Here is a 21,844-nt window from a genome sequence, read left to right as displayed (position 1 = left end):
CAAGCGCGGGCACGCCTTACCGGCGCGTTTTCCTAGTTCATATGCGCGAACCAGGGACGCACATACTCGTCGGGGAATTGCGGCATGTCGACCTTGTCGCTCATCGCCCAGGCGACCGGCTGCTGGTGCAGCGGCAGATAGAGGGCCTCATCATGCGTGATCTTGAAGGCCGCCTTCAGCATATCCACCCGCTTGGCCTCGTCGAGTTCGGTCGATGCCGAACGGGCCAATTCGTCGATCTTGGCGTTGGAAAGCCCGTTGGGGTTGCTGCCGCCATAATTGCCGTCATTGGTCGCCAGCAAGGCTTGCAGCACGCTGTAGCCATCCATCGGCGGTAGCGAGGCCCACCCGAGCATATAGATATCGAGATCGCCCTTATCCATTCGAGGGAAATAGGTCGTCTTGCTTTCGACGTGCACGTCGGCCTCGACGCCGATCTTGGCCCACATCGACGCGATTGCCAGGCAGATCTGTTCGTCGGCGATGTAGCGGTCGTTGGAACAGGCCAGTCCAACCTTGAAGCCGTCGGGATAGCCGGCTTCCGCCAGCATGGATTTCGCCTTCGCGACATCATAGTCCAGCGCTACGTCGATCGACTGATCGTAGCCGGTGACCTGTGGCGCGACCAGCATGCCGGAGGTGCGCGACTTTCCGCGCATCAAACGCTTCTGGATCGTGTTCAGGTCGACCGCGTGCCAAAGCGCCTGGCGCACTTTCACGTTCAGCAGCGGATTGGGCTTGCCGGGCGCTGCATGAAGTTCCGGCCGGAAGCTGAAGCCGAGAAAGATCTCGCGCAGCGACGGGTTCTCCACAACCTTCAGGCCGGCGGTGTTGGCGACCCGGTCGATGTCCTGCAACGGAACCGGCGCGATCATGTCCAGTTCGCCCGAAAGCAGTGCCGCGACGCGCGTGGCGTTCGAAGCGATCGGGCGGAATTCCACCCCCGTCAGATTGTGCTGCGGCTTGTCCCACCATTCCTTGTTGACGGCGAAGACCGAGCGCGAGTCCGGCTCGTAGCTGACCAGCTTGAACGCGCCGGTGCCATTGGCATGATTGCTGGCGTAGGTGACGACCCCCGTCGAGGCATTGCCGGGCTTGAGGGCATTGTGCTCCTCCATCCATGGCTTGCTCATCATGTAGATGGCGACGAGATCGTTCAGGAGCAGCGGATAGGGTCCGCGCAGGATCAGGTCGACCGTGTAGTCGTCAACCTTCTCGACGCCGGTTACGGCGGAGAGGTTTTCTCGGTTGCGCGCGCCGGGATCGATCTGACGTTGGATGGTGGCGACGACATCGTCGGCATTGAAGGGTTGACCTTCGTGGAACTTGACGCCCTGCCGCAGCTTGAAGCGCCAGCGCGTCGGCGAGACGATCTCCCAGGAGGTCGCAAGCGCAGGCTCGATAGCCATTTCCTTGTTGCGGCGCACCAGCCCGTCGAACACCATGTTCTGGACGCTCTGGGTAAAACTGTCGACCTGGGCATTCGGATCGTACGAAATGACGTCGCCGGCCGATGACCAGCGCAGTGTCTGTGCAAGCGAAGGCGCTGTCACCGACATCACCATCGCAAGTCCGGCGAGCAGGACCCTAACGCATTTTCTCATTTTCTTCTCCCATTGTATACGAAGTTTCCAATCTATTGGATACCATTTATCCCCGTTGATATCGTACACACATTGTGCACAATATCAAGGCAGGCATGTTCGATTTCGTTTCTCATGTGCAAAACCGCTCAAGTGACCGTTCCGAAAAGGGATTCCGAATGACCCAGGCCTTGCTGATAGAAAACGGTGTCATCGTCACCATGGATGCGAGGCGCCGGATTTTCTCGAGGGGTCATGTCCTGGTGGAGGATGGCCGGATCGTCACCGCCGGCGACGGCGCGGCCCCCGCCACAGATCAGAAGGTGGCGCGCATCGATGCTTCGGGAATGGTTGTCATGCCGGGTCTCGTCGACACGCACGCGCATGCGGGTCACATGCTGACCAAAGGCCTGGGAGACGATTCCGAAGCCTGGATGACTATCGCGGGGCGTATCTATGCAGAGGCGTCGGATACGGAATTCTGGGCAGCCGAGGCCACATTGTCGGCCCTTGAGCGCATAAAATGCGGAACGACCACCGCTGCCCTGCTGTTTGGCGGCGGGCCGGACATCATGCGCACCGAGGCGCCGGGGGCAGCACGGGCACATCTTGCCGCCATCGCCGAAATGGGAGTGCGCGAGATACTCGCCGTCGGGCCGAACCGGCCGACCTCGTCCCATGTCTATCGGGACCACGCATACGTTCCGTATGTCGAAATCACCATTTCGCCGGAAACCCAGTTGGCAGTGTGCGCGGAAATCATCGATGATTGGGCTGGTCGCGATGGCCGGGTGCGGATTGCGGTCTCTCTCCCGGTGTTCACTCGGCGCGAACTTGACGAACAAACGGTATACAATCTGTCCCGCAATGCTCGCGACCTTGCTCGCGCAAAAAACGTGCTGTTCATCCAGGATGGCCATCGCGACGGTTCCATCGCCGCCAATGCGGAACGGCTCGATCTGTTCGACGAGCATTCGCTGCTGGCGCACTGCATCGAACTGACCGAGGCAGACATCGCCGCGCTGAAACGCAGCCACGCCAAGGTGGCGCATAATCCAAGTGCTCTGATGTCGGTTTCGGGCCGTTGTCCGGCGACGGAACTGATGGAAAGGGGTGTCACTGTGTCGCTCGGCACCGACGCGGCGGCGCCCGATCGCTCTTTCGACATGTTCCGCAACATGTTCCAGGCGCACCGCTATCATGCCCGGCACTTCAGGAACGATGCGGTCCTGCCGCCGATGCAATTGCTGGAGATGGCGACCATCGAGGGCGCGCGTGCCCTGTCGATGGAGAACGAAATCGGCTCGCTGGAGCCGGGCAAGCGCGCCGACATCATCCTGGTCAACATGCGCCAGCCGCATCTGTGGCCGCCGGCGCACCCCGCGCAGCGGCTGGCACGCTTCGCCAACGGCGCGGATGTTGACACGACGATCGTCGACGGGCGTGTCCTCATGCGTGGACGCCGCCTCGTCGATCACGATGAAGACGCCATTCTGGATCGCGCCGAAGGAGCCTTCCATCTGATGATGAAACGCGCCGGGCTGGCATAGGCCGAGTTCCGGGGCGCAAACAGGGAGACCCAGATGACCGAAGACCTTCTCATTCGCGATGTCAGGCCCTTGGGCGGCGCTGTCACGGACCTCTACATTCGCGACGGTCGGTTCGCGCAAGCAACCAGCGGGAAAGCGGCGCATGAAATCGACGGGCTTGGACAGGTTGCCCTGCCCGGCCTGGTCGAGGCGCACACGCATCTCGATAAGACGCTTGTCGGCATGGACTGGTTTCAGAACCGTGTGGGACCCACGCGCAACGACAGGATCCTGGCCGACAGGAAGGCCAAGCGGGAACTCGGCATCGATGCGCGCAGGCAATCGGCGCGTCAGATCGTGCAGACGCTGGCTTTCGGCGTGACGCATATCCGCAGCCATGTCGATGTGGATACGGAAATCGGCATTACCAACATCGAGGGTGTCGTTGCAACGCGCGAAGCCTTCAAGGGATTGGTCGACGTGCAGGTCGTCGCCTTCCCGCAAAGCGGCATGCTGGGACGCGAAGGCACGCAGGCGCTGATGGAGGACGCATTGAAGGCGGGGGCCGATATTGTCGGCGGCATCGACCCGGCAACGATCGAGCGGGATCCGGTTCGCCACCTGGACGCAATCTTCGCGCTCGCGGATCGATACGGCAAGCCGGTCGACATTCATCTGCACGAACCGGGAGAATTGGGCGCCTTCTGCCTTGAGCTGATCGTCGAACGGACCAAGGCGCTCTCCCTTCAGGGCCGCGTCATGGTGAGCCATGCCTATTGTCTCGGCATGCTGGACACGCATAGGCAGCACACGTTGATCGACGCGCTGGCGGCTGAAGACATCGCCGTCATGACGGTCGGCAGCCCATCCGCGCCGGCGGTTCCGCTGCGCATGATGCGCCAGTCCGGCCTCGTCGTGGCATCCGGTTCCGACGGCATCCAGGGCACCTGGGAGCCATGGGGCAATGGCGACATACTGGAGCGGGCCAAATATCTTGCGCAGCGCAACGGCATGACCAACGATGCCGATCTGGAAGAGACGGCGCGCGTTTGCACCTTTGGCGGCGCGCAAGGTATCGGCCTGACGGATTATGGGCTTTCGCCCGGTTGCCACGGCGATGTCGTGCTGGTTTGCGCGCGGACCCTGGCGGAAGCCGTGGCCCTGACCCCACGGAAGCGCACGGTCATCCGCGGCGGCCGCGTGCTCGTGCGTGACGGTGCGCTGGCCGGAGATCTGCCCGATGTCGCATAGTCGTCGGACGAACCAGCGTGACGACGGACCCGTCCTGCTCACCGCACGATGGGTTGTCGGCCACCGGGACGGGCGCCATGTCCTTCTGGAGAATGGCGAGGTCGTCCATGAGAACGGCAGGATCGTCTTCGTCGGCCATCGCTACGGCGGGCCTGTAAAGCGGCGGATCGATCATGGCAGGGCGCTGATCGGCCCGGGTTTCATCGATCTGGATGCGCTTTCGGACCTGGATACGGGCGTGCTCGGCCTCGATCATCAACCCGGCTGGAAGAAGGGCCGCGTCTGGCCGCGCGACTATGTGGAAGCCGGGCCGGTAGAAATGCTGGCGCGCGAGGAGCTGACGTTTCAAAAACACTATGCCTTCGCGCAACTCATCCGCAACGGCATCACTACTGCATTGCCGATCGCATCGCTGTTTTATCGTGCATGGAACGAGACATCGGACGAATTCGCATCCGCCGCCGAAAGCGCCGCAGAGTTGGGCCTTCGCGTCTATCTCGGGCCTGCCTTTCGCGCGGGCCATTCCGTCATCGAAGCGGATGGCGGCATCGTCGTCGAGGTGGACGAAGAGCGCGGCGCGGAGGGTCTGGACGGGGCCGTTGCCTTTTGCCTGGAGCACGAAGGGGGCTTCGGCGGATTGGTGCGAACCATGCTTGCACCGGACCGTGTCGAGTTCTGGACCGCCGACCTGTTGCGCAGGACCGCCAATGCCGCGCGAGACCTCGGCGTGCCGGTCCGTCTGCATTGCTGCCAGTCTTCATTCGAGATCGAGACAGTGCGTCGCCGGTTCGGCACGACATCCGCCCGCTGGCTCCAGGACATCGGCTTTCTCAGCGAAAGAGCGTTGTTGCCGCATGGCACCCACGCCGACGGCGATGATCTCGAAATCATCGCCGGTTCGGGTGCCACATTGGTGCATTGCCCGCTGGTGATGGCGCGGCATGGCGCGGCGCTCGACAATTTCGCCCGCCTTCGCGGCCAGGGTCTGCGCATCGGCATGGGCACGGACACCTGGCCACCCGACATGGTGCAGAACATGCAGGTCGGCCTGATGCTCGGCCGCGTCATGGCGGGCAATCTGGAGACGCCGAAATCAGCCGATCTCTATGACGCGGCAACGATTGGCGGCGCCGACGCGCTCGGCCGGTCGGACCTGGGACGTTTGCAGGCGGGAGCAGCCGCCGACATCGTCGTGTTCGACCTGTCCGGCAACCATCTGGGACAGGTCCTCGATCCGATCGCCTGCCTGACGACGTCCGCAAGCGGACGCGATGTGCACACGGTCATCATTGACGGGCGCACCGTGATGAGCGCCCGAACCATTCCGGGTTTCGATCTCGATGCAGCCCACCAGCGCGCACAGGCCCAGTTCGAACGGCTTGTCCAGCGTTATCCGCAACGCACCTGGCGACATCCGACGGTCGCCGAGATTTTCCCTCCCAGCTATCGGATGTTCATGGCATGAGGGCTCCAGAAACGACACACAACGATTGGAATAAACCTTGATGGCACGCGAGCCGACGGCATTGGCCCTCGACGCCGGGCCGTTTGCATCTCTAAACTCCGGCTTTGCGGATGCTTTTCTTCTTGTGTGCTTGGATATGAATTTCAGGATCGGTCATGACAATCAACATTCGCAATAAAAATCCGAAATCCGCCGTATCCAAGTCCGACGCGGTCTATCGCACGTTGAAGCGCGTCATACTCGACCAGGCGCTGACCGCGGGAACAAAGCTGCCTGAGGATTCGATCGGCGAGCGGCTGGGCGTCAGCCGCACCATTGTCAGGCAGGCGCTGGCAAGGCTGAACGGCGAAGGCCTGGTCGAATTGCGTCCGCACAAGGGCGCCTGCGTCGCGCAGCCGAGCCTGGAGGAAGGCCACAATATATTCGAGGTGCGGCGGGCGCTTGAAGCGCTGGTGGTCGACACGCTGATCGGCAAGCTGACGCCGCAAAAGATCAAACAGCTCGAAGCTCATGTCGACGCGGAAGAGATGGCCAAAGCCAACAATGCCGCGTCGTCGATTCAGTTGGCCGGCGAATTTCATGTGCTGCTTGCCTCGCTCACCGGAAACGAACTGTTGCTGCGCTATGTCACGGAACTCGTTTCGCGTTCATCGCTCATCCTGTCGCTCTACGGGCGGCCGCATTCGTCCGACTGTGCCGTATCCGAGCATCACGAGATCATTGCCGCCCTGGCCGCGGCCGACCGGAACAAGGCTGCTGCCTTGATGGATCATCATATTGATGCAATCACCACACGTGCACTGCTGAAAGCGAAACCCGAAAATGACTTTCCGGACCTTCTTGCTGCCTATGCGCGGGAGGAAGGGCTATGATTTATTGGATGAATGCCGAAGAGACGAGGAGTGACCCGAAAATGATCAGGACGAAGGTGATGTCAGGTTAAATCCGCCTCCTCATGCGGTCGTGGCGACCAGCACTTCGGTCGGCTGGAACTTCAACACATCGATCAGTCCGATGTCGGAGATGCGCAATTCCGGGATGACGACAAGCGCCAGCAGAGAGTGCTGCATATAGGCATTATTGAGGGCGCATCCGCAGGCAAGCATCGCCGCGATCAGGCCATTGGCTTCTTCTGCCACGATCTCGGCGCGCTGGTCAGACATCAGTCCGGCGATCGGCAGCCTGACAAGCGCAAGTTCGCGTCCTTCGCTGAACAGCACGACGCCTCCGCCGACCTGTCCCAGCCGATTCGCCGCCAGCGCCATGTCGTTCTTGTCGGTACCCACCACGATCATGTGATGACTGTCATGGGCGACGGTGCTGGCGATGGCGCATGGTTTGTCGTAACCGAAGCCGGAAACAAACGCGTTGATGACCTTTCCCGTGCCGTGATGCCGTTCCACCAGCGCGATCTGGCAGACGTCACCGGTCCGATCCATCTGAACGATACCATTCAAGACGCCGAGCGAAGCCTCCAGGGCACGGGTCGGTGCCTGGTTCTCGAGCACGCCGATGACCCGCGCCGTGACCTGGTTCGCACCCTCGGGCGCCACGATGTCGAAGTCCGCCGCGGAGAGCTTCTTGCCCAAGCGAACCGTGTTCTTGGTCGAGGCGGGATAGTCGTAGGGCGTGATGTCGGCGACGAGCTTGCCGTCGTTCGACACCACACAGCCGCGTGCGATGACGGTTTCGACCGGGAGTTCGGTGAGATCGGAGGTCAAAACCAGGTCGGCGCGCCGCCCGGGCGTTATCGAGCCAAGCTCACGCTCCATGCCGAAATGCTGAGCAGTATTCAGGGTGGCCATCTGAATCGCGGTGATCGGCTTTAATCCCTGGGCGATGGCATGGCGCACAACGCGGTTCATATGGCCGTCATTGACTAGTGTGCCGGAATGGCTGTCGTCGGTACACAGCACGAAATTGCGCGAGTCCAGGCTGAGCTCGGTCAGCGCCTTGATCTGCGCGGCGACGTCGTACCAGGCGGAGCCAAGCCGTAACATGGCGCGCATGCCCTGGCGCACCCGAGATCTTTCGAGGCATAGTGGCCGCCCACCGTCTTGCCTGCCGCCTGAGTGGCAGCGATCTCGGCCAGCATGTCGCCATTTCCGGCGACCACCCCAGGAAAGTTCATCATCTCGCCGAGGCCGACGATGTTCGGCCACGACATCGCCTCACGCACGTCGGCGGGACCGAGGCTGGCACCCGCGTTCTCGAGGCCCGGAGCGCTCGGCACGCAGCTCGGCATTTGCACGAACACATTGATCGGCAGTCCGGCAGCCTCGTCGTGCATCAGCTTGACGCCCGGCATCCCTAGGACGTTGGCGATCTCGTGCGGGTCGATGAACATCGAGGTGGTGCCATGCGGGATGACCGCACGCGCGAACTCGGTAACGGTAACCATGCCGCTCTCGACATGCATATGCGCATCGCACAGCCCCGGCAGCGCGTAGCGGCCCTCTCCGTCGATAATCTGCGTCTCGGGGCCCACGGCATGGTCGGCATTCGGGCCGACGAAGGCGAAGCGGCCGACCGCGATGGCAATGTCCGTCGCGGGGATGATCTCGCCCGAATGGACATTCACCCAGCGCACGTTCCGGACCACCATGTCGGCCGGCGTGCGTCCCATGGCGACATCAACCAACTGCGGCGCGCATTCGAACCAGCTCTGGATCATCTGTTGTTTTCTCCCCCGGCGCGCGCGCCCGCAAAGGGCCGCACGACCTCGACGCAATATCTTGGCGAACTGTAAGCGGCGCGCTGGCGGTAATAGTCCAGGCAGAAATCAAGGAAAGCGGCGAACTTACGCGACACATACCGGCGTCGCATGTAGAGCAGATTGATTGGAACCAGTGGCGAGCGCCATTGCGGGAGCACCGGCACCAGATCGCCGTTCTTGCACTCGATCTCGGTGAAGAAGGCTGGCAGATAGACGATACCCTCGCCGGCTACGGCGAAATATTTCAGCATCCAGTAGTCGTTCGCCATGCACTGCGCGGTCGGCATGAAGTCGACCGTTTCCGCGCCGCGCTCGAGGTGCCAGGATTGCACGCCGCTCGGGCGGCGGAAGGCGACGGCCCCATGGCCCGCCAAGTCTGCGGGCGTCGACGGTTCCCCGAATTGCTCAATGTAGCGCGGGCTGGCGTAGAGACAGAAGGAAGCCTCCCCGAGCTTGCGAGCGATGTAGTCTGAGTTCGCCGGCTCGCCCCAATGGAATATGCCGTCGAAAGGCTGGTGCTTTTCGGGCGCCAGGAAATATCCGAGCGAAAGGAAGATCACGTCGACATTCACCTGCGGATACTGTTGACGGAAGGCGAACAGCAGTTCCGAGGTGAAGGAAGTGCCGAACTCGCCGGTCGAGCCGATCGTCAGCGTGCCGGCGATATCGTGGCCCGCCTCGGCGATCGCCGCCTTGGCTCCTTCGCAACTTTCCTTGATGCGTTGCGCATGGTCGAGGAACTCGGCCCCGGCATCGCTCAAATGCAGTTCCCGACCGTCGCGCACAAACAGTGCGACACCGAGCGAATCCTCCAACGCGCGCACTTTGTGACTGAGGCTGGACTTGGGCAGTCCATACAGTTTCGCGGCGTGCGAGAGCGACTGCGCCTCCGCCACTTTGATAAAATAATCGATCGCTTCAAAATCCATCAATCGTCCAAGAATTTGAACGGTGCGTCCAGAACTAGCCAGAAACTGCCATTTGCATGGACGACCCTAATACGACAGGATCAGAGCGCGCAAGGTGGGATTTTTGGCGCAGACAAGCTTGGTCCCAAGCCCGAGCGAGGCCACACGAGCGGAGATGAATTTGTCCGACATACGCGAATTCATCCGTGCTGGTCGCGCCGAGCATAAATCGACTCTCATCGTCACCGGCGGCACACTAGTCAACGTCGCTTCGGGTGAGATCTATCCGGCCGACGTCGCCGTCTACAAGGATCGCATCGTCGCTGTCGGAGACGTCTCGGAGTACCGCGGCCCCGAGACCGAGATGATCGATGCTACTGGTTATTTCCTCTGCCCTGGCCTGATAGACGGCCACCTCCACGTTGAATGTTCCAAGATGTCGGTAACTAGCTTCGCCAAGGCGGTGGTGCCGCTCGGCACCACTTCGATTGTGTCGGGCCTCGACCAGATCCTCGTGGTGTCCGGCCTGGAAGGCGCCCGCGAATTCCTCGACGAGGCCAAGGCAACCCCTCTCAAGATCTTCTGGGGCGCACCATGCAAGACGCCCTACACACTGCCTCGCTCCAACGTCGGCTATTATTTCGGACCGGACGATCACCGCGCCACCCATTCCTGGCCGGAATGCGTCGGCATATGGGAGACGGTGCGCGAGTTCGTCGACACGATGGATGAGCACGTTCTGCAGGCGGTCGAGATCGCCGAAAAGAGCCGTCTGCCGATCCTCGGCTGCTCGCCGATGTGTCGCGGCAATCGATTGAACAGCTACCTGCAGGCCGGAGTGCGCTCCGACCACGAGAGCTACACGGCGGACGAGATGCTGGAGAAGCTGCGCAAAGGCATGCATGTCGTCATTCGCGAATCTTCGATCTCCCATTTTCTCGAAGAGAACCTGCGGATGGTCACCGAGATGGGAATAGCCGCGACGAGCCGGGTCAGCTTCTGCACCGATGACGTGGTCGCCTCGGATATCCTGGCCCGCGGCCACCTCGACAACATGATCCGCATGGCGGTCGCGATGGGAGTTCCGCCGCTCACCGCCATCCAGATGGCGACCATCAACGGCGCCGAGGCGCTGCGCATCGGCCAGAAGGTCGGCTCGATCTCGCCCGGGCTCGCCGCCGATATCCTGCTGGTCAAGGATATCGCGGATTTCCATGTCTCAGGTGTCATCGCGAAGGGCAAGCTGGCCGCCCGCGACGGCAAGCTCGTGGACGATCTTGCGCCGCCTGCCCGCAGCGCCGTTGTCACCAACACATTCAAGGTAGCGCCGGTTTCACAGAAAGACCTATTGGTGCGCGCGCCCGGAGCGGGCGACAAGGCGGCCGTGCTGGCGATCGCCGTTACGCCCGAGAGAATATTCGTACGCACGCGACGTGATGTCGTGCTCCCGGTCCGCGACGGCTATATAGACGCGGATCCATCACAGGACGTGCAGTATCTCACCGTCGTCGAACGCTACGGCCGCACTTCCCATCGGCCGGTCGCGTTCGCTTCAGGCTTCGGACTGCGCTCCGGCGCACTCGCCACTTCGACGGCGCCTGATGATAACAACATCGTTTGTGTGGGCACCAATCCCCACGACATGTCGTTGGCAATCAACCACATTATCGAGAACAATGGCGGCCAGGCGGTGGCGGACGGCGGTCGGATCGTGTCATTCCTGCCCCTGCCGATCGGCGGAATCGTATCGGACATTGATCCTCCAGAGATGGCGAAGAAAGAGCAGGAGCTCGACGCGGCCGCGCGCGCGCTCGGCTGTAGGCTGCCATGGCCTTTCATGTACATGTTCGTGCTGCAGATCACCGCGATACCCGATTTCGCGATAACCGATCTCGGCCTGATCGATTGCATAAACCTGACGGTGGTCGATCCGTTAAGCCGGCTTCATGACTGGGAACGCTAGAAAAGGGAGGGAACCATGCTGAAAAACCTTGTTGTCGCTGTTTCGCTCGTGGCCGCGACGTGGCTGTGGGGCGGCCGCGTACAAGCCGAAGAGCCGACCAAGCTCAGGATCGCCGGTATTCTTTCGGCGGGCAAGGAAGCACCGTGGGAATCATCCTTCGTGAGTTCCATGGACCGGATCATCGCCGCCAAGCCCCACGGCCTCGACATCGAGGTCAATTATACCGAGAACGTTTACGACAATGCCGAGCAGGTGTTCCGCACCTATGCTGAGACCGGTGACTACGACATCTTGTTCGGCGACACCGCCTATGCAGATGCGATCGAGAAGCTGAAGGACGAATTCCCCGATACGATGTTCGTCATGAGCGGTTCGGGCAATCGCGGACTCGGCGGCAATGCCTATTGGATATTCGTCCACGCGCACGAGCCTGCCTACGTGATGGGGCAACTGGCCGGCAAACTCACGAAGTCGAATGTCATCGGCGCCATCTCCACCTTCCCGGCCGAAGATACCAACGATCAGATCAATGCCTTCTTCACCGGCGCCAAGGAAGCGAACCCAAAGGTGAAACAGAAGATCACCTTCATCCAGTCCTGGTTCGATCCGGCTAAATCGAACGAGGCGACCTCGGCGCAGATCGCCGCCGGCGCGGACATGATCTACCAGATGTCGGGCGCCTTCGAGGTTTGCGAGGAGCGCGGCATAGGCTGCTTCGGCAATTATGTGGACATGTCGAAAGTGGCGCCGAAGTCGATCGTCGCCTCCACCATCGTCAAATGGGATCCGCACATTAATTGGATCATCGATGAATGGTGGAAGGCAAAGACCATGAACGCCAAATTCGACGCGCCGAAGGAACCAAGGTGGTTCAGCTGGCAGCAGGGTTCGGGCGACCTCATCCTCAATCCTGCCTGGGAAGCCAAAATGCCCGATGACGTAAAGGCGCTTGCGGCTGAAACGGCCAAGGCCATCCAAGGCGGCAAGAAGAAAATCGAGCTCAATGTGAACGAGCCGAAATCGGACTGACGCCGGAGGTGGTGCCGGGCCGATCCGAGATGAGCAAGATACCGCGCCTGTCGGTTCGGCACCTGACGAAGCGTTTCGCTGCGCTTGCTGCCAATGACGACGTCTCGCTCGACGTCATGCCCGGAGAATTGCATTGCTTGTTGGGGGAGAATGGCGCAGGCAAGTCGACACTGTCGTCCTGCCTCTACGGGCTCTACCAGCCAGACGCCGGCGAAATTCGGGTGGACGGCAAGACCGTCCAGCTAGGCTCGCCGGGCGAAGCCATCCGCGCCGGCATCGGTATGGTGCACCAGCATTTCGTCTTGGTGCCCAACTTCACTGTGCTGGAGAATGTGGCGGTAGGAACGGGCTCCGGCTGGCGGCTGGGCCGGGCTGAGGCTCTCTCCAGGATCGAGACGATCTGCTCCACCTACGGCATCTCGCTCAACCCACACCGGCACGTCGGCGACCTTTCCGTCGGCGAACAGCAATGGGTCGAGATCGTCAAGGCGCTCTACACTGGCGCCAGACTGCTTATCCTCGACGAACCGACGGCGGTGCTGACGCCCGAGGAATCGCGCCGCCTGTTTGCGATCGTGCGGCGGCTCACCAGTGAAGATCTGTCGGTCGTGCTGATCAGCCATAAGATGTCGGAAGTGATGCAATCCGACCGGGTCAGCGTGCTGCGCAAGGGCAGACTGGTCGGAACGGTCATAACCTCGAACGTCAGCCGCGACCAACTCACCACCATGATGGTCGGCCGCTCCGTTGCGGCGCCGGCGCGCGCCGCAGATGCGAAAGCGACCGGCGAGACGGTGCTTTCGGTGCGTGGGCTCACGCACCTGCGCGATGGAAGGCCCGTGCTGGACAACGCATCGCTCGACATCGCAGCCGGCGAGATCGTCGGCATCGCCGGCGTTTCCGGGAATGGCCAAGACGAGCTGTTCGAGTGCCTCGCAGGCCTCGCCGCGCCCGACGGCGGCACGGTCTTGCTCGATGGCGAAACTCTGCAGGCGTACTCACCGGCGACGGTTGCTGCGAAAGGCATTGGCTACGTGCCCAGCGACCGCTTCCGCGACGGGCTCGTTGCCGATCTCGATATCGGCGAGAATCTTGTCCTTGGCCAACAATGGCAAACGCGCTGGCGCAATGGGCCATTCATCGACACCGCGGCGCTCGACGCAAATGCGCGCATGGTCATCGCTGCCTATTCGATTGCCGCAACCGGGCCGTCGTCACCCTCTCGCAAATTGTCTGGCGGCAACGCGCAGAAGGTCATCCTCGCCCGCGAGTTCGCCAAAGCGAAGCGGCTTCTGCTGTGCAACCAGCCGACGCGCGGACTCGATGTCGGCGCCATCGAATTCGTTTACCGACAACTCCTGCACAAGCGCGACGAAGGCTGCGCCATCCTGCTTGCGAGCGAGGAACTGGAGGATCTTTTCGCTCTCAGCCGTCGTATATGTGTGATGTTTCGCGGCCGCATCCTTGCGGTGCTCGATACGGAAAAAACCACCTATGACGAAATCGGCAGCCTGATGGCCGGCCATGGGAGCGAGGCTGCGGCGTGACCGATTTCAATCTCGTGGAGTGGCGCCTCGAGCGCCGGCTGGAACCGCGGCCGACCGCGCGCATTGTTGCACTTGCTTTGGCGGCGATCGCGGCGGTTTTGGTTTGCAGTCTGCTTTTCGCCGCCGCGGGCGCCAGCCCGGGTGCCGCCTTCACGGCTCTCCTGAAAGGCAGCTTTGGCTCGTTGCGCGCCGCCGGCGAAACGCTGGTCAAGGCAACGCCCCTGATCTTCACCGGTCTTGCCGCCTGTGTCGCCTTCCGCGCGCGTATCTGGAACATTGGCGCCGAAGGCCAGGTTTTTGCCGGCGCCATGTTCGCTTATTGGGCGCAGCACAATCTCACCGGATTTTCGCCTTTCATCCAAATTCCTGTGGTTATAATCGGTGGCATTGTCGGCGGCGCACTCTATGCCGGCCTTGCGGGCGTGCTGAAGACCCGCTTCTCGGTCGATGAGGTGATCTCGACCGTCATGCTCAACTACATCATCGTCTATGTCCTTTCGCTGCTGCTGCTGCGCGGCCCATGGAGCGAGGCGGGCGCCTTCTTCGAACAGACGCCGAAGGTCGATCCGGGCTCGGTGCTTCCGTTGCTGTTTTCCGGTTCACGCCTGCATTCCGGCTTCCTGCTGGCGATTGTGGCGGCTGGCTTGGTTCACATGCTGTTGACGCGCACACCGCTGGGCTATGAGATCAAGGCTGCCGGGTCCAACATGCGCGCGCTCGATGTACAGGGCACCAATACTCGAAGGCTGGTCATAGTTGTGCTTCTGGTTTCCGGCGCGCTTGCGGGGCTCGCGGGGATCACGGAAGTCTACGGCGTCCATTACCGCCTGAAGGCAGGCGTAATAGCAGGTTACGGCTACAGCGGCATCATCGTGGCCATCCTCGGCCAATTGCATCCGCTTGGCGTCGTCGTTGCCTCGGTGCTGTTCGGAGCGTTGCTCAACGGCGCTACGCTCATGCAGATCAAGACCGGCGTGCCCTCGGCGCTGATATACGCCATCCAGGCGATCCTGCTTTTGTTCTTCCTAGCTGGCTGGGCAGCGTGCAATTTCCGCCTGCGGAGGGTCGGCCGTGCTTGACGCACTCTTTCAAACCTCAATCCTGGTCAGTGTGGCGGCGGCCACCATCCGCATCAGCACCCCGCTCCTGCTCGCCGCACTTGGAGAACTTATCGCCGAGCGCAGCGGCGTCTACAATATGGGTCTTGAGGGCATGATGCTGATGGGAGCCTTCACCGGCTATCTCGCCGCCTATGAAAGCGGGTCGTTATGGCTGGGCGTCCTCGCTGCCGGATTTACCGGCGCGCTGATGGCTCTCGTCTTTGCCGTGCTGGTGATCACGCTGAAAGTAGAGCAGATCGTCACCGGTCTTGCCGTCAACCTGCTCGGCGCCGGCCTTTCCACATACTGGTTGCGTTCCGCTTTCGCTGGCGACGGCAAGACGCCGACCATCCCTTTCTTCGCCGATGTGCCGGTGCCGGGGCTGAGCGATATTCCCGTGCTGGGCCCCATCCTGTTTGACCAGCGGGTGCTGACCTACATAGCCTTTCTGATGGTGCCGGCGGTATGGCTCTTCCTGTTCCGGACGCGTTATGGACTGATCGTGCGCTGCGCCGGCGACAATCCCAAGGCCCTCGATGTTAAGGGGGTAAAGGTCGCGCCGGTGCAATATGCCGCCGTGCTCTTCGGTGGCCTGATGGCGGGCGTTGCCGGCGCGTTTCTCTCCGTCGGCCAGGCGGCGCGTTTCGTGCCGGACATGACCAACGGGCGCGGCTGGCTGGCCATCATCATCGTCATCGCCGGCCTATGGCGCCCCTACCCGATTTGCGTGGCGGCTCTGGTGTTCTCCTTCCTCGACGCGCTGCAATTGCAAATCCAGGGCGTCGGTATCGCCATTCCCTACCAATATATGTTGATGATGCCTTATGTTGCGGCGATCGTTGCGTTGATGATCCGTCGCTCGCGGACCAGCGCACCGGCTATGCTGGGCGTGCCGTACAGGCGGGAATAGGACGGTCGGTTTTCATTCTGCTGCTGTAAGGCTGCCTGTACGTAGCTGCCATGCGGCATGGCCCAACCCGTGACCGCGGCAGCAAGCTTCCAGCAAGATCGACCGCTTTGGCGAAGCCGGTATTGTAGCCAACCCGCCCAGGCAGGGAGACCTGACCGTCAGTCACGGGACGTCACAGGGCAAGCAATTTGCCGCCCTGGAAATCTGGATCGTTGGAACTCGACTATCCCGCTGGTGGTTAGCCAGAAGGCTGCATAAGCCTCGCTCAGGAACGCCAGCCACCACTGCCGAAGTGACCTGAACTACGGAGCGTCGCCAGCAGGATGTTGGCTGCTCCGCGTTGATCAATCTTCGCTTGCTCACCAAGCGGAGACGCATTCCAGGCAGCCAGTTCTGACACCAAAAGAGCGGTATCCCCGTCTACCGATGCGCATCTAAGTTGTCCGTTCTTCCCCATCACGATTATAGCTGTACCTATCACGCCATATCCAATCGCAGCTATCCGCTGAACCCAGGTATCGCCGTCAACGCGGACATCGAACAGAACCGACCCTTCGGTTTTTTCCGCAGCGTCCGCCACACGATCACAGAACGGTCGATTGAGGCCTTCGATGTTGCCGAGTGACTGCTCAAACAAGGCCAATTCGACATGCTCTGCCACCATAGCTGTGAGAGTGCGCGCTAGCTGGCCCAATCAGCAAGACACCAGGACCATTATCCACAGCAGCCACAGCTGGTCCCCTTTTTGCCTACTTAATGCCCCCCGTCGGACCGCGAGCCGGGCAACGGCCTCTATGGCTTGGTCGACCTCGTCCGTCGTGGTGTAGTGTGACAGACCCAGCCGGGCGACGCCGCCTTTTTTCGCGCGGTCCAAGCCTGCCGGAGGCTTCATGGCATAGAGTCGCCGGCCCAGCCGAAGATGTTTTTCCTCAGCCAGCGCGGCCGCGTTTTCCAGCGGCGAGCGATTGGCCAGCCGGAAGCTAAAGGTCGGCACGCGCGCGTCCAGTCGGTTGCGGCTGGCGATGCCGAGAGCGTCAGGCCGGGTATGGCCGTCGTACCGGCGAGGAATCGATCCATCAACCCAGCCTCGTAGGCGGTCGCCGCCTCCAATCCCGTCACGATGCGCCGGTCCAGCGGCGCCGCCGCGTCGACACCAGCACATTGCTCGCCGAGCCACGCGATGTGCTCGATCGCCGCTTGCGTGCCGGCCTGCGCCTCAAAGCACGGCGTGCCGGGCGGACGCACCTTGAGCGGGGTGAGCCGTTCGCGCAATCCGACCGCCACGAACATCATGCGCTTCTCGACGACAGATTTGGTCCCCCGTGCTGCGCCTGAGGGCTCATCTGGAGCTTCGGTATGGATATCATTTTTAGCCTCTCCATCACGCATCCTGCCCCCTTTTCCCGGTTCGGTGCCCTTGACAAGCGGAAAGTATCGGTATTTTCTCCATGAAATGATATTATTATTATCTGGAAAAGATGTTTAATTCACCTCTCAGATGTCCCGCATCAGGGCATCGGACGAGGGCCTTGAGTGAGGAAGACAGGAGAACCGGATGGCGGGCGAGCTCAGCAAAATGAAGATGTATATCGGCGGCGAGTGGGTCGAGCCGGCATCAGGGGACTACTTCGAGACGGTGGATCCCTTCACGGCCAAGCCATGGGCGCTGGTGCCGAGAGGAAATTCCGCGGACGCTGACCGCGCCATTCGCGCTGCGGACCGTGCTTTCAGAAAAGGTCCCTGGGGATCCATGCATCCCTCCGAGCGCGGAAGGCTTATTTATCGGCTTGGCAGCCTCATCGAAGAACATGCCGACGCGCTCGCGGAAATCGAGGTGCGCGACAATGGCCGCCTGCTCGCGGAAATGCGGCATCAAATCCGCTACATTCCCAAATGGTACTACTACTATGCGGGTCTGGCCGACAAAATCGAAGGCGTCGTCCATCCCTGCGACAAGCCGGCGCTGAGCTATTCCCGTCCGGAGCCTTTGGGGGTTTGCGTAGGCATCGTTCCATGGAACGCGCCGTTGCTCCTTTTCTCGCTCAAGGCCGCGCCCGCTCTCGCAGCGGGGAACACCATCGTCATGAAGCCGGCGGAACATACGTCCGCCACCGCCCTGAAGCTTATGGAGTTGGTCGAACTGGCTGGCTTCCCGCCTGGGGTGATCAACGTCGTGACCGGGTTTGGCAAGGAAATTGGCGAGCCGCTCGTTACGCACCCATTGACGCGTCATGTGGGCTTCACGGGCTCGACGGCAACTGGAGCGCATCTGTATTCGCTTGCGGCTCGCGACGTGAAGCGGGTCAGTCTCGAGCTGGGCGGCAAATCGCCAAATATCGTCTTCGATGATGCTGACCTGGACAACGCTGTCCGCGGCGTGGTCGGTGGCATTTTTGGAGCGACAGGACAGACCTGCATCGCCGGTTCGCGCCTGCTCGTGCAAAGACGCATTCACGACCAGTTCGTCGAGAAGCTTTCGGCCTTTAGCGGCGCGGCACGCGTCGGTGATCCGCGCAAGGTAGAGACCCAGATCGGCCCGATTGCCAACGCCATGCAGTACGACAGGGTGCTGGGTTACATAGACATTGCAAGGCAGGAGGGCGCAAGCCTCGTCTTGGGAGGCAAGCGACCCCAGCTTGCCGAGTGCAAGGACGGTTTCTTCATAGAGCCGACCATATTCACCGGCGTCAAAAACGATATGCGGATCGCCCGCGAGGAAGTATTCGGCCCGGTCCTCTCGACGATCGTATTCGACGACCAGGAAGAAGCGGTAGCGATCGCGAACGACAGCGAGTTCGGCTTGGCGGCCGGCGTCTGGACTTCAGACATGAAACGTGCGCTCCGCATGTCCGAACAACTCGATGCGGGCAGCGTCTGGATCAACACTTATCGCGACATCTCCTACACGACTCCGTTCGGCGGCTACAAGAAGAGCGGCTTAGGGCGCGAAAACGGCGTGGAGGGCATTCGCGAATACCTCCAGACGAAGGCGGTGTGGCTATCTATGGCCAAAGAAATCGAGAACCCCTTTGTCATCGGTTGAAGGTCAGCGGGTAGATTGGAGTCGGGCCGGGGAGCGGGTGCGCAGATGATGAAGCGGAAAGGCAGCGAGATCCTCGCTGACGAACTTAGGCTCAACGGAGCCGAACTTGTCTACCACGTCCCTGGCGAGAGCTTTCTTTCCGTTCTGGACGCTCTGGCGTGCCGTCATCCGGAAATCCGCACAGTCACCTGCCGCCACGAAAACGGCGCTGCCCAGATGGCTGAGGCCCATGGCAAACTGACCGGACGGCCCGGCATTGCATTTGTCACACGCAGTCCCGGCGCCACCAACGCTGTGAACGGCGTGCACACGGCCTACCAGGATTCTTCGCCGATGGTCCTGATGGTGGGCCAGGTGAAGCGTGGGTTGATGGAGCGCGAAGCGTTCATGTCCTACGACTTTCGCACGATGTTCGCGCCCATGACGAAATGGGTAGCGCAGATAGATGACCCGAGACGCATCCCGGAATTCATCCAGCGGGCCTACCACACGGCCATGACCGGCCGGATGGGTCCAGTCGTCCTTGTGGTGCCGGAGGACGTGCTCGAGGAGGAATGCGTCGTGGCGGAAGGAAAGCCTTACAGGCGAGCCTCGGTTGGGACACCCGCGCTCGCCGACATGGAGAAGGTCCGCGCCATGCTCTGCGATGCGGAGCGGCCGCTAATTATCGTCGGCGGCTCGGGCTGGACCGAGCAGGCGCGCGACGACATCCAGCGGTTTGCCGAGAATTGCAGCGTGCCGGTCGTCACCACGTTTCGTCGTCGGGACATCATCGACCATCGACTGCAATGCTACGCCGGAGAGATCGGCATTGGCGCCAATCCGGCTCTGCTTTCGCACATCAGAGACACCGACCTGGTGATCATGGTCAATGACGCGCTCAGCGATGTGAACACGATTGGTGCCGGATATATGGAGGGCTTCACGCTCTTTGATATTCCCGTGCCGAAGCAAAAGTTCGTCCATGTGACGAGCAGCCTGGAAGAATTGAACCGGGTCTTTCAGGTCGATCTCGCAATACTTGCCGGCAACGACGCGTTCGCCGCCGCGCTAGCCAAGTTTCCTCCGGTCGACCGCGCTGCGAGAGCGGAATGGGTCCGCCGGCTGCGCAAAACCTTCGAGATGGAAACGACGCCGGGACCGTGCCCAGGTCCGATCGACTTGCCGAACATGATGAAATGGCTTCGGGACCGGTTGCCCGATGATGCGATCGTGACGAACGGCGTGGGCGCCTACGCGACCTGGAGTCAAAGATATTTCGCCCACTACAAGCTGCATACGCAACTTGGTCCGATTAGCGGCTCGATGGGTTATAGCCTTCCGGCCGCCATCTCGGCGAAACTGCTTTACCCGGAGCGGGTTGTCGTCAATTTCGTCGGCGACGGCTGCTACCAGATGTGCGGAGAAGAACTCGCAACCGCTGTCCAGTACGGCGCCAACGTCATCATCCTGCTTTTCAACAACAACATGTACGGGACGATCCGTATCCATGAGGAAAACAGGCTCGAAGGCCGCGTCAATGGGACCAACCTGACGAATCCCGATTTCTGCATGCTTGCCAAGGCTTACGGCGCCCACGCCGAGCGTGTGCGTAAGACCGAGGATTTCGCTCCGGCGTTCGAGCGCGCGATCGGCTCTGGCACCCCTGCCCTGATCGAACTCGCCCTCGATCCCGAGGCGATCCATACGCGTTACTCGCTGACAGATTTAAGAAACCGCAGATCGGGAAGGGCGTGAGCCATCCTGTCTGACGCGAGCAAAATTAGCCGGTTCGATAGCTGGCCGGCAGAAGCACCCTCGGCAGAAGGGGTGAGCAAACAAAAGGGTGTCAAACCCTCTCAACCACACAAGCGAAGGGGAAGTAAAATGAGGAAAGTGATACTTGCAGTTTCGGTCGGGCTCTTTGCCGTGACCGCTCTCGTGCTCGGCAGGCCGACAGTCGCGCTTGCCGATGACGCAATCACAGCTTCGGTCAAGACCGATCCGGCCCTGCACGCGATGCTGCCCAAGAGCATCCAGGATTCCGGAATTATCAAGCTGGCGACCGATGCGCATTATCCTCCGTGCGAGAGCTTCGCGGAAGACAATGTCACGATGATCGGCTGGGAGCCGGACCTTTGGGATGCCCTGGCGAAGAAGCTCGGGGTCAAGGTCAAAGCGGAATCAATCAACTTCGATGGCTTGATTCCCGGCGTCCAGAGCGGTCGCTACGACACCGCGATGGAGTGCATCTCCGACACGGTCGAGCGCGAGAAACAGGTGACGTTCGTCGATCTGTCGATTTCCATCAACGGCATCTTCACGCTTGAGAACAGTGCGATCACCGACAATCCGCTGAGCCTGTGCGGCCTGAAAAGCGGCGCGCAGAAGGGCACGACATTTGTCCAGAGCATCAAGGAATTGCTTTCGCCTCTCTGCGTGAAGAACGGCAAGGCGCCGATCGCAACGAACGAGTTCGCTTCGGCGGATGCCACTATCTTGGCGCTGCTTTCAGGCCGCGTCGACTTCCTGGTCAACGATGCTTCCGCCGCCGCGTTTATCAAGAAACAGTCGTCTCAGCCGGTGAAGCTGATTGTGCTTGACGTGCTGCCGAAGCAAATCGACGGCTTCATCGTCAAGAAAGACAACACGGAACTGGCCAATGCGCTATTGGCCGGAACGAAAGCGCTGATGGATGAAGGCGTCTATGACCGCATCATGGACAAATGGGATATCGCGGCTCTGAAGCTGAAAACGCCCGGCATCAATCTGGTCTCCAAGGGCGCGACCGCCAACTGAGACCCGAACGGCCAAGGCACAA

General features: G+C 61.2%; 16 protein-coding genes and 1 pseudogene. 12 read left to right on the top strand and 5 right to left on the bottom strand.

Features of this window, described 5'->3' with window-relative positions; genetic code table 11:
• Positions 1-32: 32 nt before the first annotated feature.
• Positions 33-1,604: an ABC transporter substrate-binding protein gene (locus FJ946_RS15900; RefSeq protein ID WP_140567947.1), complete on the bottom strand. Its 1,572-nt coding sequence runs from the start codon at positions 1,602-1,604 to the stop codon at positions 33-35.
• A gap of 158 nt (positions 1,605-1,762) precedes the next feature.
• Between FJ946_RS15900 and FJ946_RS15895 the strand changes: the two genes are divergently transcribed.
• The 4 genes from FJ946_RS15895 (at position 1,763) to FJ946_RS15880 (ending at position 6,700) form a co-directional block, all read left to right on the top strand.
• Entirely contained in the window at positions 1,763-3,133 is a 1,371-nt protein-coding gene (locus FJ946_RS15895) for an amidohydrolase family protein (RefSeq protein WP_140518218.1), read from the top strand.
• Positions 3,134-3,166: 33 nt separating this feature from the next.
• Entirely contained in the window at positions 3,167-4,363 is a 1,197-nt protein-coding gene (locus FJ946_RS15890; RefSeq protein WP_140567944.1) for an amidohydrolase, read from the top strand.
• Positions 4,353-5,828, top strand: coding sequence for an amidohydrolase family protein (locus FJ946_RS15885; RefSeq protein WP_140558788.1), 1,476 nt, complete (start codon positions 4,353-4,355; stop codon positions 5,826-5,828). The genes FJ946_RS15890 and FJ946_RS15885 overlap by 11 nt, the downstream gene beginning before the upstream one ends.
• 155 nt (positions 5,829-5,983) lie before the next feature.
• Positions 5,984-6,700 carry a GntR family transcriptional regulator gene (locus FJ946_RS15880; RefSeq protein ID WP_140500714.1) on the top strand — a complete coding sequence of 239 codons (717 nt, stop codon included), beginning with the start codon at positions 5,984-5,986 and terminating at the stop codon, positions 6,698-6,700.
• Positions 6,701-6,781: 81 nt separating this feature from the next.
• Here the strand turns inward: FJ946_RS15880 and FJ946_RS15875 are convergent.
• A pseudogene (locus tag FJ946_RS15875) lies at positions 6,782-8,502 on the bottom strand (adenine deaminase).
• Complete coding sequence (locus FJ946_RS15870) at positions 8,499-9,473, bottom strand: LysR family transcriptional regulator (protein ID WP_140500716.1); 975 nt, start codon at positions 9,471-9,473, stop codon at positions 8,499-8,501. The pseudogene FJ946_RS15875 and the gene FJ946_RS15870 overlap by 4 nt, the downstream one beginning before the upstream one ends.
• A gap of 160 nt (positions 9,474-9,633) precedes the next feature.
• Between FJ946_RS15870 and FJ946_RS15865 the strand changes: the two genes are divergently transcribed.
• The 5 genes from FJ946_RS15865 to FJ946_RS15845 are packed head-to-tail and all read left to right on the top strand — an operon-like array spanning position 9,634 to position 16,001.
• Positions 9,634-11,415, top strand: a complete 1,782-nt coding sequence (locus FJ946_RS15865) for an adenine deaminase (RefSeq protein WP_140500717.1) — start codon at positions 9,634-9,636, stop codon at positions 11,413-11,415.
• A gap of 15 nt (positions 11,416-11,430) precedes the next feature.
• On the top strand, positions 11,431-12,444 hold the full coding sequence (locus tag FJ946_RS15860; RefSeq protein WP_140500718.1) for a BMP family protein: 1,014 nt from the start codon (positions 11,431-11,433) through the stop codon (positions 12,442-12,444).
• A 29-nt stretch (positions 12,445-12,473) separates the two neighbouring features.
• Entirely contained in the window at positions 12,474-13,991 is a 1,518-nt protein-coding gene (locus FJ946_RS15855) for an ABC transporter ATP-binding protein (protein ID WP_140518204.1), read from the top strand.
• Complete coding sequence (locus tag FJ946_RS15850; RefSeq protein ID WP_224680353.1) at positions 13,988-15,070, top strand: ABC transporter permease; 1,083 nt, start codon at positions 13,988-13,990, stop codon at positions 15,068-15,070. Before FJ946_RS15855 ends, FJ946_RS15850 begins: the two co-directional genes overlap by 4 nt.
• Positions 15,063-16,001, top strand: a complete 939-nt coding sequence (locus tag FJ946_RS15845) for an ABC transporter permease (RefSeq protein ID WP_140560694.1) — start codon at positions 15,063-15,065, stop codon at positions 15,999-16,001. Before FJ946_RS15850 ends, FJ946_RS15845 begins: the two co-directional genes overlap by 8 nt.
• A 265-nt stretch (positions 16,002-16,266) precedes the next feature.
• Here the strand turns inward: FJ946_RS15845 and FJ946_RS15840 are convergent, their stop codons facing one another.
• Together FJ946_RS15840 and FJ946_RS15835 are read right to left on the bottom strand one after the other, a co-directional pair.
• Positions 16,267-16,695: a hypothetical protein gene (locus FJ946_RS15840; RefSeq protein WP_224680354.1), complete on the bottom strand. Its 429-nt coding sequence runs from the start codon at positions 16,693-16,695 to the stop codon at positions 16,267-16,269.
• Between the two features lie 194 nt (positions 16,696-16,889).
• Positions 16,890-17,294 (bottom strand): hypothetical protein, encoded by a 405-nt coding sequence (locus FJ946_RS15835; protein WP_140567941.1) that lies wholly within the window; start codon positions 17,292-17,294, stop codon positions 16,890-16,892.
• A 262-nt stretch (positions 17,295-17,556) separates the two neighbouring features.
• Here FJ946_RS15835 and FJ946_RS15830 point away from each other — a divergent pair, with 262 nt between their 5' ends.
• From FJ946_RS15830 to FJ946_RS15820, 3 genes are all read left to right on the top strand, one after another.
• On the top strand, positions 17,557-19,044 hold the full coding sequence (locus tag FJ946_RS15830; protein WP_140560692.1) for an aldehyde dehydrogenase: 1,488 nt from the start codon (positions 17,557-17,559) through the stop codon (positions 19,042-19,044).
• Between the two features lie 48 nt (positions 19,045-19,092).
• The gene (locus FJ946_RS15825) at positions 19,093-20,781 is read left to right on the top strand and encodes a thiamine pyrophosphate-binding protein (protein ID WP_140567995.1); all 1,689 of its coding nucleotides are present in this window, start codon (positions 19,093-19,095) and stop codon (positions 20,779-20,781) included.
• A 129-nt stretch (positions 20,782-20,910) separates the two neighbouring features.
• Complete coding sequence (locus FJ946_RS15820) at positions 20,911-21,822, top strand: ABC transporter substrate-binding protein (RefSeq protein WP_140567938.1); 912 nt, start codon at positions 20,911-20,913, stop codon at positions 21,820-21,822.
• Positions 21,823-21,844 lie beyond the last annotated feature (22 nt).

This window comes from Mesorhizobium sp. B2-4-7 (genome assembly GCF_006442685.1).
GTDB lineage: Bacteria > Pseudomonadota > Alphaproteobacteria > Rhizobiales > Rhizobiaceae > Mesorhizobium.
Note: the sequence above shows the minus strand (reverse complement) of the source record. Positions and strands in the feature narration are given on the sequence as shown.